The organism is Pseudomonas morbosilactucae (assembly GCF_023241715.1).
GTDB lineage: Bacteria > Pseudomonadota > Gammaproteobacteria > Pseudomonadales > Pseudomonadaceae > Aquipseudomonas > Aquipseudomonas morbosilactucae.
In genome coordinates, this window is record NZ_JALQCW010000087.1 from 1 (window position 1) to 14,463 (window position 14,463).

Below are 14,463 nucleotides of genomic sequence, written 5' to 3' on the forward strand. Positions count from 1 at the left end.
CGCTACAACATTGAAACGAGTCATGAAAATCATCGGTACAGAAGGCTTGCTGAAGGCGATGGCGGCGTAAAAGCCCAGCTTTTGCTGCTCCAAGAGGCGCTAAAGCGCTTCAATAAACACTTTGCAGCGCTACCGGTGCTAATCATGGCAAATGTTTAGGTGAACGCCTCGCCCAAGAGCGCTAGGCTTAGGCATCCCAGATACGAAAAGTGTTTTTTACACACTCTGGGCCAGAAGCGGACGGTCATCCAGTAAATAAATCTGCCCCCCTTTTCCACCCACCTGGTTTCGTGATGGGGCTGGGTTATTCAGGATCTGTTCCGTGTGGTCGGTCGGCTAGATGGGCAGGCGTTGAGGCCGCTGACGGTGGTGCTAGTGGAGGAAAAGGGCATGGCGGTTGCGGCTTGATGAGGATAAGCTTCAATGCCTAAAGCGAAGTCATATGGCAGGGAGGCTGCGTGGAAACAGGTTTTATGTGGTGGCTCGCTCTTGTCTCGTCAATCGCATCTATCGGCAGCGCTGTATGGGCATGGCGTGAGGCATTAAAGGCATCTGACTCGGCATCAAAAGTCGATGTACTGTATTCGCGAATGATTAACTCCAGGCAAAGTGCTGAGGCGCATCAGGTGCTGCATGCTACTAGGACGATATTGCAGACTATCTCTCCTATAGGGCCCTCTGGACAAGTCAAGAATATCAAGGGCATTGATCTTTCTCAAATATCTAGAGCGCTAGAAAGTTATTGTCAGACCCTCTCAGAACATGGACATCTTTTTAGCGTCCATATCGAAAGCCATGCAGTTAACCTTTCAAAGTCAATATTGAATAATTTGCCGGCCGTGACTAATAAGTCTGATTTGGAAGGTGTTATAAAGGCCGGTACGTTGATTTATATTGAAACCAATAATTTCATGCCAGTCGCCAAGCAGATATCTGACGAACGCATGCAAGACGTGAAATAAGGAGTGGCGACTATATGAAGTTTACAGATGGTGAAAAAGTAATCGCGTTGATGCTGTGCGAACTTTACGACAAGCTCGAAGTAGACAGCGAGATAGATCCAGATTTCATAAGGTCGGCGATCCATTCAGAAAGTGAATGGAGTATCGCATGGAAATACCCAGGCATCCCCTTTACTGAACAGGATGAACCTGAAAGCCTAAGAGAAATTTTGGATGTACTTGAAATGTGGGATTGGATTGAAGACTCCTACGCTGAGCTTTCTGCCGACGACAAAAAAGCCCTTATTGAGAAGGCCAAACCGTTCGGGGTAAATCCTACATTTCGGGGGTTTGATGGTAATAATGAATCGAGATATATAGGGATTGCATCAACGCTTGTTAACGATCTTGATCGGTTCGAACGATTCAAGGGCAGATATCTCAACTCACATTCCCCTATGATGGACGTTTATCAGCGCATGCTTCACGATTTCGCTTTTGTTCGATTATCGTCCTATGATAGGTACCTGAACGTTGACGAGATTGCACAGGTATTAAACGCATGCACTCATCCTAGCCAACGAAAGACATCGACCTGACGCTCTCGTGTTGCTTTCGGCAATGATTTCTCCTAAGTTGATAAGCAGCAGGGAAAAGGGGACAGATTTATTTACTGGGAAACAGTCCGCTCCTGGCCGGAAGGAGCCGCTAGTTAAAGGCCGCTATCGGCTGAGCGGTGACTCACCAAGGGTTGCTTCCGGCCCGTAGCTGACATGCGCGCCCTCAGGAGAGACCTTCTTCGAATAGCTCGGGGTGATTTTCAATCAAGTCACTCCGAATATCGCAAAGCCTAATTGCGTGAATTCTAGCCTCTAGCTCATCGCGTAGCGTTAAGGCCATGCACTTGCGTGCCATAAGCCAAAAAGTCTTTTCAGTGGCAGGGGTTTCACTAGAAATCAGTGAAATGTTGTCAAATAATTTTATGAAGCAATCAGCCATTTTTACGATAAAGTCAACGCCGTGCTGAGTCCGCCGATTTTTAACCATAAAATCTACATCTGTAATGAAATGATTAATGTGGCTTTTGTTGGGCGCTGATTGACTCATGTTAATTACTTTTTGTACATTTATTAAAATTGTAGGGAGATCATTATCTAGGCCCAAGAGCGGCGTTACTCTCAGGACGTCCTCTATGTCATATCGTTTGAGGTTCAAATTCTCTGGAATAATTCTAGTTATGCTATGACCATCCCATCCGCCATCGACAGTAGTTATACTACTCTTGGCCCACCCATGTAACCGATCATACCATTTTGGATCTTTCGCGTAGGCAGCTCGCTGCGAAGACCAAAGCATAAAATCTACGACTTGCGACCCTGGGTTACTTTTATCGGAAATTTCGAATTTTACATCTGGGTAATACTTGACAACAAATGGAGCTAAAAAACAGTTTTGGCTCAGTCCTTTCCAAAGGTCTGGCCACCACATTTCCATTAGCGCCTGTACACTAAGTCCATTCCTACCCTCAAAAATAAAAGTTAGCTCTCGTGCTTTTGAAAATAAACCTACTACAGCAAGTTTTGATGCAAGATTGTAAATCTCCTCAACATCAGAAAAGCTATGCTTTCTTGCATGGAAAATATGTGACTTGAAATTTCCAGTGACATGCTTATTTATAGAGCTACAAAGATGCGAATGCGCATTTTTGCTGTCATCTGCGGCGTGAAAGTATCCTCTTTCAAGCGTTCTATCATCCATAGCTTTTTGAGGCATCAGGAAGCGATCCGTATCGATTCGAAGATTTTCTAATGCCTCATCGATAACGTCTTGACCGATCCGTTCCTCAGTTATGAGGCTGGCATAACCACTGAATGCGCCTTCACCGAACTCGGTCTCATCAAGGTATACGAACATCTCTCACTTCCCTGGTAAAAGATAAAAAAGAGGTTTGCACACAGCATAAGCATGATGAGGGATCAATCAAGCTGGAGTAACCCAATGACCGCTTTTGGCCGATTCTTTTGAAAAAATCGGGCTTCTCAGATTGTCGTTAGACGGGTCGGTGAAAGCGCCTCTTCAGCACGCTTCTACGTGAAATTTCAGCCTGAAAGGCTCGCGGACATACAGGGTTTCAATCTCCGACGCATACTTTTCTGCCTTAAAATCCATGGCCGACTTTTTCAACAGAATCGGCCGATAGCTGCCTCTGGGGAAGGGCAGTAAACGGTTGATGTACAGCCCAAAGCCGCCGTTCAAATTCCCCATGAAATTTAGGTGTAACCGATTGGGCAAGACAGTCGCCAGATAGGCCGGGTAGCATATGGCCACCTCCTATGGAGCTAAACGGGTAACGGATGACATGCTCAATATAGCACCCCATATGTTTTTCGTTAAAAAGTCCTTCTTACGCGGGGGGCAGCCACCGAAAAACTATCTTAGATGGCAATTGTTGAACGCGGTCATGAATAAAAATTATCTAATATTTTTTCCTAGAAAAATATTCAAATATAGTTAGTCCTAACGCTATTTTTTGCTGGCAAAAGACTTAGGACTGAGCGCCTGTTCTTTGCCGATTGCATGCCTTCGTGAGAAGCTGCTATCGGTGAAAAGGGGCGTCATAACCAATCCCAGCATGCAATCACTGTGCTGTCGGATAAAAACGCGATGCCGCGAGGAGTGCGCTATGACCATTGATACAGGATTTCATCTAAAAAATTATAAAAGCTTCGGGCCAACCGGGGTTAGGCTCACAAACATAAAACCAATCAACGTTATTGTCGGCCGAAACAATATTGGTAAATCTGCATTACTGCACTCTTTGGACTTTTTGTGCAGCGATTGGACCAATCACAACAATATCGCTTCGTCAATAGAGATAACTCAGCCGTTAGATGAAGTGGCGCTAATGCAGGTTTTTAATCCTAGGACTACCAGAGATAACCTGGGCGGCAGCCACTGGGAGGATCATGTCGAAAATTTTATTGGCGCATCCTTCACATGGAAAGAAATATACGAAAACCTCAGTCAGTTCATTAGAGTCGACGCAAATGTTACGAAGATTGAAAAAGAATATATATCCAAGATTCGCCCGACTTCTAGCCTACGCTCCTTTATACACATCAAGCTCGACGCAGACAGAGATATAATCCCTGAAAGCATTGACGAGAGTATTTCACTATCCAGTGGGGGAGGAGGTGCAACACGGATTATTCATAAATATTTACAGCACGTTGGATTTGATAGGTCATTAATTCAGGTAGATTTACTCACGGCTCTTAACCAAATCTTTTCTCCAGATATTGAGTTTAATGAAATAGCTACTCGTTTCCATTCAGAGTCAAACCGGTGGGAGATATTTTTAGGAGAAGCGAGCAAGGGGCCTATCGCGTTATCAGCATCAGGCAGCGGCCTAAAAACAGTAATACTTACTTTGCTCAATCTGTTAGTGCGTCCAGATTTTGAAAAAAAACCCATCGGCAGTTATATATTTTCGCTAGAGGAACTTGAAAACAACCTACATCCCGCACTACAAAGAAATTTATTCATTTATTTGGAAGCGTTCGCTATTGAAAACAAATGTCATCTTTTTCTTACAACGCATTCCAACGTAGCCATCGACATTTTCGGACATTCTGAGCATTCGCAGATTTTACATATCATGCGAGGCGAAGATGGAATTATCGGTAACACTTATACCGGAGACGCGGTTGGTCACGGAGTCCTGGACGATCTCGGGGTGCGAGCAAGCGATCTGCTACAAGCAAACGGATTAATTTGGGTGGAAGGTCCCTCTGATCGTGTGTTTCTAAAAAAGTGGATCGATTTGTGGAGTGACAATGAACTCAGCGAAGGACGGCATTATCAGTTTGTATTTTACGGAGGAAGTGTGCTTGCTAATATAGATGCACGCCTGCCAGATAATGACACGAGAGAAGCGATAGCAGCATTTAAAATCAACCGAAACTTTGCTTTTATCTGTGATAGTGATCGTAGAAACTCGAGCGGGTCTTTAAAACCTCGTGTCGCTCAGCTTATTAAAGAGGTGGCCGATACGCGTGCAGTGGTGTGGGTTACTTGCTGCAAGGAAATCGAAAACTATATACCTAAGGAAGCCTTCGAGGCGGTTCATGGTAAAGTCGAGCTTGCACAAATTGGTGAATATGAAGCGATCCAAGACTATCTTAGAAAAAACAAGATATCGAGTGCAAAAGAATACACCAAAAAGCATAGCAAGGCCTTTGCCTATGCAACGCACCTGACCAAAAAAAACCTGTCATTTCGCCCTGAGTTGGAAGAGCAAGTCACTGCACTTGTAATGAAAATACGTGCGTGGAATAGCTAGCGGAGTGCGGTCAATAAAAAATTCCTATGCTGATAATGATCGTTCATGCGATATCGTCATCCCACCGAAATGGCGTCCTCGGATTTTCAACGGGAAAAGCGTCTCGGGTTTTTATGGTAAGAAATTGTTGAAAGTTTTCGAGCTGACAGTGATAGTTTTAGGTTTTGTCGCAATGAAGCGAGCAACAAAAAGGGCCCGCTTGGGCCCTTTTTCAGATGAAGCGATCTTACTTTTGCAGCCAGCTCTCAACCACGTCGGAGCCGTGCTGGTTTTTCCATTCTTTCAGTGTTCTCTGGTTACCACCCTTGGTTTCAACGACTTCCCCGGTGTGTGGGTTTTTGTAGACCTTCAACTCGCGAGGCTTCCGAGTGCTTGGCGTAGTGGCCGACGCTGGAGCGCGCTTGGTGCTCTGTGGATCGAGCAAATTGATGATGTGCTTAAGGCTGAAGCCATACTGATCCAGCAGCCCACGGAGCTTGGTTTCGAATTCGATTTCTTTCTTCAGGGCACCGTCGCTTTTCAGGGCTTCTAGTGCTTGAAGCTGCTCGGCCAGGTGTTTTTCCAGTTGACGGAATTCTGCGAGTTTGGACATGAAATTTTCCTGATATTTGTTTTGAAGATGTTTGTTTAAATGATATTACTGTACTTGAGGTCAGCGCTATTGTCGGCGTTTTAACTGGCTTTCGATGTGGCTAATTTCATTCTTAATCAAGTTTACCGTGAGCGCCTCCACCTTAGTGGTTTTGCCGGTTTTGATATCTACAATTTTCAGCAGCGTTGTTAAGTGATCTTTACGGGCCTTCAGGGTGTCGGTCCAGCTCGCGCTGCTCTGTATGTGTTTGGTCATGATCGTTGTCCTGGTGGGATTCTAAACAGCCCACGTGCGCAGGCTGTTTCAGGGGCAGCGGTGCTACACGGTGAGCACGTCTTGAATGCTGAGCTTGCTTGCTCGGTCGGACAGTTCACGCCAGGTCCAACTACCGAAATTCTCCCCCTCTTCAGGTACGATCATCTTAAATAGGACGACCTGATCCTGGCCGATCAGGTTGTAGGCAGCCCATAGCTTTCCCCCGACTTCAAACAGTGCTTTTGCTGCTTCATTCCATTTTTCTTCCAGCAGTGTATGAGCCAGATTCAGGGCTTTTCGTTCGATGGTCTTGTGCTCTTTTTGGGCCTCCGTGATGTATTGATCTACGGTGATCAGTTCTTGCTCCAGTGCAGTAATGATCAGGTGCTGGCGACGATTGTGCTCGGTTGCGGCGGTAAGGTTTTTCGCTGCTTTTTGGGCGTCGGCATTGGCATTCTTTTCGCCTTCCGTGTCGCCCCATGCCACGGCCTGAGCGTAAGCGGTGGCGGCGTCGGTTTCGGCCTGGCGGGCTTTTGCCATGTCCTCAGTTGCTTGCTTCTGGATCTGTGCCAAACGGGTACTGAGGCTGTCCCGCTTTTCGTTGAGTTCTTTTTCGTCGGCTTTCCAGTTCGCCATCGACTCGGTGTAACCCGACATCAAGGTTTCGTAATTGACGAGATTCTCGCGTCGATAAATCTTATTGTTCTCGAGGTGGGCTCGATGATTTAGGGCGTCATAAGGGAGTTTCAGTTCGTTGTACTTCCTTCGGATTTCATACGTCCGATCAGCGTCCATCACTTCATCGCCTTCCAACAGCGCTTCCAGGGGAGCTATCTCTTTATAGAGTTGTTTGGCTTCACCCAGGAATTTGTCACGGCGATCTTTTAGCTTTTCGAGCTCGTCCAGCAGTTGCTGTTTCTTTTCGCAATAGGCGGTTGTTTCACTGGCGCCCAAAATAGGCTGTGCAAGGTCTGTGACCTCACCGCTTTTCAGCTCATTAGGCAGCAGTTCGCGTTGTTCGGTGTTTGCTTGGGAATCGTTCATCTGTGTTGTTCCTTAAAATTTGATGTGGGTTGAATGAGTGGCTGGCGAGGCCGGAAGCGCCCGGCTAAATCTCGTCGTCATGAGCTGCCTTTAGGCTGCTTCCGTTTCTGCCAATGCCACCTCATTCCCTGGTTCGCTCAAGACCACATAGCAGCGCTGAACCCCCATGCCGGGCAGACGTACCGAGCAAGAAGCCTTTCCGTCCTTGGCGGGCTGCAGCACGCCCCGCTGGATCAGTTCTCGATTGACGGCTGTGAGGTTCAACCCCCGAAACACCTCCGAACGCCATGCCTCCGGCAACACGTAGTAGGTGATGGTTGTGTGCAGGGTGTCGCCCATGCCGTGTTCCATGGTCTTGCGAAAGCCCAGCCGGTCGATGGTCCGTGGTCCGTGTTCATCGATCTTGGCGGCAGTGGATTCCCATCGGGTGAACCGGCTTTCTCCGAAGCGTTCGATCACCTGGCGCAGTCGGGCCATGATGGCTTCGCCCTCCAGGTTGCCCGCGCCACCCCGCTCAGCCAGCCACCCATGCAAGCAAACCCGGGCGGCAGTCGTGGCAGTGCCATCCGGCCAGCCGGTGACACCAAAGGCCGTCGCCAGCTCGCCCGCCGCAGCGGCGAGGCCGAAGCGCAGGGCCGCACGTTGAGCTTGACCGCTGGCCGTGGCGGGTAGGTTTTGAGTAATGAATTGCTCCAAGGTGCGGCGAACGATCACCGACCACCTCAGCATCTCGCCGGGCTTACTCAGGGCCTTCAGGAAGGCGGTGAGGGGCGTGCCGTAGAACTTGGCTACGCGAGCCTTGAGCGCATCGGAGAGGGCGGCGGCATCCTCAAAACCGTTCAGCACATCAAACATGCCGAGGCCTTTGCTGGCGTCCGCTGGCACCGCGAGCATTCGCACCTCCATGCCGGCTTTCAGCTCCTTGTTCGCCTCGGCCATGTGCTGCGCCAATGTCTTTTCGCCGGTCGAGAGAAACAGCAAGCGCCACTCCTGAACCTGTCGGCCTGCTTGGCCCCGATCATTGGCCCGGGCTTTACCGGTGCCGTTGCCGAGCATGTAGACCGTCTCGCCAATGATGCGGGCATCGCACATGCCGATTTCATCCAGCACCAGAAGCCCGTCTGAGTGCGCGGCGGCGATGGACTCCAGGGCGTTGTCCGTAGAGCGCCACGAACGTACTAGGCGCGGCCCGCCATAGACCGAGGCGGCCACCTGCAAGTGGGTGGTTTTGCCGCCTGAGCTGTCGCCGTAGAAGTGGAAACCGCCCGACTCATGGCCCAGCAAGTTCAGCAGAGGGCCCGCAAAGGCCACGCTAACGACAAACGCCAAGCGGTGATTGCCAACGCACAGAGCGCCGATCTGCTGCTGCCATTGCTCCAGGGAGCCCGCCTCGCTGATCGGCGGGAGCTGGGCACCGGCTTCGTAGAAGTGCAGGTGCTCTTCGTGCGATCCGATCTGTTGCTCAGGCAAAAGGAAGGCGTTGCCGTGCCAGCCCAGGCGCGTCACCAGACGGGCCCGCTGTGCGCTGTCAAAGCCGCCGAGGTAGCTCTGCAAGTCGTTGCGTGCGTTGCGTCCCGAACGGCTCCCTGCGAGGCGCAGGCCCATGTCTACCAGTGGCCCCAATACGTCTTTGCCGAAGTCGCCGGTCATGGTGCGCGCTGGAATGTTCCAGCGCTTTTTGGCGCCGTCTGGATCGTCGAACTCGACCAGCAAGCCCCAGTTATGACCCTTCTCGTCACGGGTGCGGGCAATGATTTCCAGGGGTGAGCACACCGGACGTGCCTCACCATCATCACCGGCATAAAACACCCCTTCGGACGTCAGGCGAAAGCCACCGGGCATCAGGTCATTTTTCGATTTCGCCGGACGCTTGGCCGCTGCTTTCGTCTTCGGTTCCGGCTTGGCTTCGGTCGATTCCGCTGCCGACTTCTCCTCAGGCAGTTCAAACAATTCACCGCCGCGCACCAGCTCGGCAACGTGGTCAGCGGTCCAGCCTTTGCTCAGTGCGTCGGCTGCGTCGTCGCCGTCGACCCACTTGCCGCCTTTGGCAAAGGAAGGCTTACCGTTCTTAGTGGTGGGCTTGCGTTTGAACACCTCAAGCGTCACTCGCTGTACTGACTCCACACCCAGCTCAAGCAGCTTCGGCTCGATGGCATCCATGCAGGCTTTACCGCTGGCATCGTTGTCGGGCCACAACAGTACCGAACGACCTTTGAGCGGCGACAGGTCGGCCTTGTGCCAAGAGTTCGAACCGTTCGGCCAGCAGGTGGCCACGTACTCAGGCATCAGTTCAGCCGCGGCGTCTGCGGCCTTTTCGCCTTCGCACAGCACCACCGGGGCATCGGCGCGTTGGGCCAGCTCATCAAGGCGCAACAAAGGGCGCGGCTCAGGCAAACCTTGCCAGCGCCATTGAGTGGTTTGGCCATCGGACCGTTTGCACCAGGTCAGCGGAGCAAAGACCTTCCTTGGCTTACCGTCTTCATCCGGGCCCAGGTCGAAGCGATAGAGCGCCATGACCGGCAGGCCTTGAGCGTCGCGATAGATCCACACCTTGGATGGCGCGCCGTGCTGCCGATGTTTGGCCGGGCACTTGCCCATGGCCTCGGCCGGGATCGGCTGAATCGCGATCCATTCCAGTGCCTTGGGTTTGGCCGGTACGGGTTTAGCCTGGGCTGTTCCGGCAGACACGTTGAGCAGTTCTGCCAGCTTGTTGCAGGCTTCTACGTCCGTACCGCCGTCGATGTAGCGCACCAGGTCAATCAGGTCACCGCCCTTGTCACCGGTGGCGAAGTCCGACCAGGTGCCTTTGCTCAAGCTGACCTTGAGTGAGCCTGCGCGTTTGTCGGTGCGGGTGGGATTTGGGGCGGTGTATTCCTTACCGCCGTCCACGCGTTTGCCGTGGGGCAGCCAGTGAGCGAGTACGCGGTCTATGTTCTTTAGGGCGGCGCTTTTCACATCCGCAAAGCTGGGCCGTTTGGAGGTGCTGCCTGTGCGTTGAGTCATGGCGTGGCCCTCTTCACAAACAGCGAGTCGTTCACGTCATCGAGCAGCGCTTTAGCCATTTCACCGAGGTAAAGCGCGCACCAGCTGTAGCGCTCACTTTTTTCAGTCATGGCAGCGTCTAGGGTCAGTTGGTTGGCGTAGAACTGGAGGAGCGAAACCGTTTCGAGTGCATCCTCAATCGACGCCCCGGCATTGACTCGAAAGAGGCATTGGCCGTTGGTGCTGTCAAAAAATGACGCCCGGCCCAACGTGGTCTGAGTGTTCATTGAGCACCGCCTTTTTGATCCAGCGGAACGGACGTCACGTCAGCGTGTAAGGCGAGGGTCTTGATCAGGCCGAGGGTGCCGCGAACGTCCCAAAGAATGGCGGCAATGACGTGGTTAGCGAGACGCGAAGATTCGTTTTCGAAATGATCCTCGAGCAGAGTCAGCACGGAATCGGCGCGCGTAATAGCGCAAGTAATTGCATCAATGGGAACACCGGCTTCTGCGTTCAGGCTGACGCAAAGAAGATCTTCGGGCAGGGCGCAACTCAGGGTGTTGTTCATTGGACACCCCCTGCGGTTTCCAGGGCGCGAGCCTTGGTCATGTGGGCGTTGTAACGGGAGAGGCGTGTAGCGAGGCTGGAGTTGGCGTGTAAAGCGGCGAGAGCCATAGCCCTGTGGGCGGCGGCGCGAATTTTGGACGGATTGAGGGCGTGCATGGGTGGAACTCCTATTGTTGAGGAGCTGCCACGCTTCGTCGCCAAACGAATTAGGGTGGCAGCTGTGCGCAGGTTGGCGAACCGGGACAATAGGAACCCGGCAGACCCGAAGGTCTCCCACGCACAGCCGCCATAAAACAGGAATGCGGGCACAAAAAAAAGCGCCTGCAATCGTAATGGGGGCGCCTGTGCGCCTATTGTTGATCGGGTCGCCAAACCCGGTCGCTGAATTTGCAGCGACAGCCAGAGAGTAACGTCCGTTTTTTGAAAGTGCAACTACGCCGATGGCTTGCGGATTTTTCAGGTGCGGCATAAATTGTTCGTGCATGTAGATTGACCTCAACGCCTCCGGATTGCCCCCGGGGGCGTTTTCGTTTCAGGCATGGATTTCCCAGCGCAGGGACAGCAGCGGAAGGAAGTCGCCATCGATGCAGGAGCGAGCGTCTTCGTAGGCGTCGATCTGCTGGCCTTCATCGACGATCACCATCGCGAACTCTTCGCAGTGAAGTGAGAGGGCGCACCAGGTGCCGTCGGCCCAGCTCAATACGCTGACTACACGGCCCTGTTTTTCCTGCTGGCTGCGGTAGCGCTCCAGGCGCTGCATGAGGCGTTGCGAGAAGCCGATCTGGCGCAGTTTGGAGAAGGGATACATCTTGGCGTTTTGGGCAATCTCGCGATTCATGCGGCCACCTGATCACGGGCCTCGATGCGGCTGCGTGCCCACGCTTGTACTTCGGAAAGCACCCAGGCCACGGGAGCGCCACGGGCGTTGCTGTTGCTGAGTTTGACGGGCTGGGGAAAGCCGCAGTCGGGACGCTGCATGAGCTTGTAGATGGTCGAGCGCTTCATGCCCACGATGCCTTCAACCTCGCGCATGCGGATCAGGGTCGAGGCGGCATCAAACAGCGAGGGAGAGTTGGCAGGTGCTTTGCGGGAAATCTCGGTTACAGAGGTACTCATAGGTATTGCTCTCGATAGGTTTGGACTGACGAGAGCAATGATCTAGGCGATGAAATTTCAAAAGGAGTTCACTTCCATTTGAAATATTAGGTTAACAACACCTGGTGATGTTTAAGGATGGCTTCCACGCGTTTGCGTGTGAGTGCTTTATCGGTCTCAAGGGCTATCCATTTGAGCCGATCCTTGGGTGGTTTCGCGACTTGCTGTTCAAGCCAGCGGTGCACAGCTGTAGTGACAAACCGCCGTGGCATCCCGTTACGCAAAAGAGTCCGTGCCTTTTCGACCAGGGCTGCATCGCGAGCACTCATCTCCTGGTTCCGGTCATGGCCGCTATGAACGCCGCCCTTGCGTCGTGTTGCCTCTCTGATAGCGCTGGCGGCTAAAGGCCTCAATTCATCGTGCTTCAGTGAAGCCAAAACAACGATTGGTTTCAGGTAAACCACGTACAACTCTAGGGCTTCAATGCGGTCATGCTCGTTAACCTGGCGCTCTAAAAAGTCGCTATATAAGTCCCACGGCCACGATGTCATCTCCAACCCTTTGGGAAGGGCGTCTTGCTCGGCGTCTCGCATCCAGTAGCTCATGACTTCCAGCGCTTTCACCGCGCAGGCCATGATGTACGCCGCATGCGTCTGATCGTCTGTTGCAAGGTAGCAGTCGCTGAATTGACGAACGAGGTCGGCCAGGCGTTCATAAGGGCCGGTCATTGCGTATTGGGAAATGGTCTCTTCGAGCTGCGTCACCTTGATGCACAGGGTGTTGAGGTCGCTGTTGATATCGTCCGTCTGGATGCGTAAGCAGCAGCGGTCGATCAGTTCGCACGCGTGCAGGATCTGATCACTGCATAGGGCATAGAGCGGTTGTGCGGATAGATACTCGATCAGGCCTGTCGATGGTTGTATCTGAGGTCCTTGAGCTAACTCGTTTATTGTCATGGTGATTAGCTCTTAACCCGTACACCTTTGCCCATTCCCACGCCCTTGATTCAGCAAGCGTGTCCAGCGAGCCACGGGTGCGAATAGCTCGAACTCGAACCGAAAGCCCGCCATCAGTGGGGTGGGGGGCGTTTTTACGTTACACGCTAAGGCCGCGTTACACAGGGTGTACGGATATGGGGTATAGCGTGTGACGTTGAAAAATCCCAATGATTTCAATTGCTTGAAAATTGTCGTTACACGAGTAACACGCGTAACACTGTTTTTGAGTAGGGGTAGGGTAGTCACCTTCATTGGGCTTTACCGAACTGTCCCTGAACAACGTTCCCTCGCTCTAGGGCGTCTAGGTAGTCGGCGTACCACTGCATCATTGTTATGCGGTGCTCAAGATATTGAGCCTTGTTGTACACCCCTGAAATTCCTTCCTCTTTATGGGCTAGTTGGGCTTCAACATGTTCTTTGGGCCAGCCATGCTCTCGAAGTAATGTGCTTGCAGTATGCCGAGTACCGTGGCCTACAAGCCGGCCTTTATATCCGATGATGGCGAAGACTTTGTTTATCGTATTTTCACTGATGGTTGGGTTTTTGGCGCCGACTCCAGGAAACAGCCAACGACTACGGCCAGTCAGGCAATGAAGTTCTTTTAAGGCTGAAAGTGCTTGATGTGGTAGTGGACACACAAAGTCTCTACGCATCTTCATCTTTGCGGCTGGTGTCGTCCAAGTTGCTTTGTCGAGGTCGAACTCTTTCCATTCGGCTAGGCGAACCATACCTGGTCGTGAGGCAGTCCAGATGCAAAGCCAAGCAGCGGTTCGGGCCGTCAGCCTACTTGGGGTGTTCTTCAGTGCAGTAAGAAAATCACCTAACTCTGGTTCTAGTAAATGCGGGTGCTGTTGAGTCTTAGGGGCTTGTGCTGCGATATCCCTAAGACGGCTTCCCGGGTCGTTCTCCGTAAGGCCTAAACCGATGGCTCTCCCGAAAATCTGATTGATCCAGGTACGGCATTTTTCCGCTACGTTGTGTGCGTCTCGGGCTTCGATAGAGGCTTGGAGTTCGGCGCAATCGGTGCGAGTGATTTCATCGAGAGGTTTGTCTCCCAAGGCAGGGAGAATGTCCTTGTCGAGATAGGTACGGATTTTATTGAGGGTGGCAGGGGCAAGGCCCTTCTCTTCTTTTGCCTTGAGCCAGGCATCAGCGGCAGCTCTGAAGGTGCGTGTCTTGGCTGCATCAATGGCTGCTTTGGCGGATCGCTTCTGTTCGAGTGGATCGGCGCCGCTACTCACTACCTTGCGCAGTTCGGCAGCTTTGTCCCTGGCCAACGCACCACTTACTTCCGGATAGCCTCCAAGCCCCATCCAGGCCCAGTTGCCCGCCGGACGTTTATAGCGAAGCTGCCAGGACTTACCGCCATCAGGTTTAACCCTGAAGTAGAGGCCGCTGCCGTCCAGCTCGCGGTACTCCTTTGATTCCGGCTCCAATCCCGCAAGTGTCGTGTCAGCGAGAGGGCGGCGCTTGATGTCTGCGCGCTTCATCCTTGTATCCCAAAGTTCGGTATTTTTCTCAGGATACAAGCAGGGATACAGGGATACAACGGATAGGGGGAGACTGGGGTAGATAGATAGGCACAAAAAAAACCGGCCAAGTGGCCGGTTTCTTTGGGTCTGAGAGGCTGTTGGAGACTCTCAGATA

14 protein-coding genes are annotated in these 14,463 nt (G+C 52.1%); 3 read left to right on the forward strand and 11 right to left on the reverse strand.

What is annotated here, in order from left to right:
- The first annotated feature begins 458 nt into the window (after window positions 1–458).
- Together M1B34_RS28335 and M1B34_RS28340 are read left to right on the forward strand one after the other, a co-directional pair.
- The gene (locus tag M1B34_RS28335) at window positions 459–962 is read left to right on the forward strand and encodes a hypothetical protein (RefSeq protein ID WP_268266869.1); all 504 of its coding nucleotides are present in this window, start codon (window positions 459–461) and stop codon (window positions 960–962) included.
- A 14-nt stretch (window positions 963–976) separates the two neighbouring features.
- Complete coding sequence (locus tag M1B34_RS28340) at window positions 977–1,540, forward strand: YfbU family protein (protein ID WP_268266870.1); 564 nt, start codon at window positions 977–979, stop codon at window positions 1,538–1,540.
- 184 nt (window positions 1,541–1,724) lie between these two features.
- On the opposite strand, the gene M1B34_RS28345 is transcribed toward M1B34_RS28340, so the two are convergent.
- Window positions 1,725–2,855 carry a hypothetical protein gene (locus M1B34_RS28345; RefSeq protein ID WP_268266871.1) on the reverse strand — a complete coding sequence of 377 codons (1,131 nt, stop codon included), beginning with the start codon at window positions 2,853–2,855 and terminating at the stop codon, window positions 1,725–1,727.
- 769 nt (window positions 2,856–3,624) lie between these two features.
- Here M1B34_RS28345 and M1B34_RS28350 point away from each other — a divergent pair.
- Window positions 3,625–5,283 carry an ATP-dependent nuclease gene (locus M1B34_RS28350; protein WP_268266872.1) on the forward strand — a complete coding sequence of 553 codons (1,659 nt, stop codon included), beginning with the start codon at window positions 3,625–3,627 and terminating at the stop codon, window positions 5,281–5,283.
- A gap of 226 nt (window positions 5,284–5,509) precedes the next feature.
- Here the strand turns inward: M1B34_RS28350 and M1B34_RS28355 are convergent, their stop codons facing one another.
- The 10 genes from M1B34_RS28355 to M1B34_RS28400 form a co-directional block, all read right to left on the reverse strand.
- Entirely contained in the window at window positions 5,510–5,875 is a 366-nt protein-coding gene (locus M1B34_RS28355) for a histone-like nucleoid-structuring protein, MvaT/MvaU family (protein WP_268266873.1), read from the reverse strand.
- Between the two features lie 66 nt (window positions 5,876–5,941).
- Window positions 5,942–6,130: a hypothetical protein gene (locus M1B34_RS28360; protein ID WP_268266874.1), complete on the reverse strand. Its 189-nt coding sequence runs from the start codon at window positions 6,128–6,130 to the stop codon at window positions 5,942–5,944.
- Between the two features lie 63 nt (window positions 6,131–6,193).
- Window positions 6,194–7,036: a chromosome segregation protein SMC gene (locus M1B34_RS28365; protein ID WP_268266899.1), complete on the reverse strand. Its 843-nt coding sequence runs from the start codon at window positions 7,034–7,036 to the stop codon at window positions 6,194–6,196.
- Window positions 7,037–7,264: 228 nt separating this feature from the next.
- Entirely contained in the window at window positions 7,265–10,177 is a 2,913-nt protein-coding gene (locus tag M1B34_RS28370) for a DUF927 domain-containing protein (RefSeq protein WP_268266875.1), read from the reverse strand.
- Window positions 10,174–10,443 (reverse strand): DUF3077 domain-containing protein, encoded by a 270-nt coding sequence (locus tag M1B34_RS28375; RefSeq protein WP_268266876.1) that lies wholly within the window; start codon window positions 10,441–10,443, stop codon window positions 10,174–10,176. Before M1B34_RS28375 ends, M1B34_RS28370 begins: the two co-directional genes overlap by 4 nt.
- Window positions 10,440–10,724: a hypothetical protein gene (locus tag M1B34_RS28380; RefSeq protein ID WP_053153623.1), complete on the reverse strand. Its 285-nt coding sequence runs from the start codon at window positions 10,722–10,724 to the stop codon at window positions 10,440–10,442. The genes M1B34_RS28375 and M1B34_RS28380 overlap by 4 nt, the downstream gene beginning before the upstream one ends.
- Before the next feature lie 531 nt (window positions 10,725–11,255).
- A complete protein-coding gene (locus M1B34_RS28385; RefSeq protein ID WP_268266877.1) occupies window positions 11,256–11,561 on the reverse strand; it encodes a hypothetical protein in 306 nt (101 codons plus the stop codon).
- The gene (locus M1B34_RS28390) at window positions 11,558–11,839 is read right to left on the reverse strand and encodes a helix-turn-helix transcriptional regulator (RefSeq protein ID WP_041752566.1); all 282 of its coding nucleotides are present in this window, start codon (window positions 11,837–11,839) and stop codon (window positions 11,558–11,560) included. Before M1B34_RS28390 ends, M1B34_RS28385 begins: the two co-directional genes overlap by 4 nt.
- An 86-nt stretch (window positions 11,840–11,925) precedes the next feature.
- Window positions 11,926–12,774, reverse strand: coding sequence for a hypothetical protein (locus tag M1B34_RS28395; protein WP_268266878.1), 849 nt, complete (start codon window positions 12,772–12,774; stop codon window positions 11,926–11,928).
- Between the two features lie 290 nt (window positions 12,775–13,064).
- On the reverse strand, window positions 13,065–14,306 hold the full coding sequence (locus M1B34_RS28400) for a tyrosine-type recombinase/integrase (protein ID WP_268266879.1): 1,242 nt from the start codon (window positions 14,304–14,306) through the stop codon (window positions 13,065–13,067).
- Window positions 14,307–14,463: the final 157 nt, after the last annotated feature.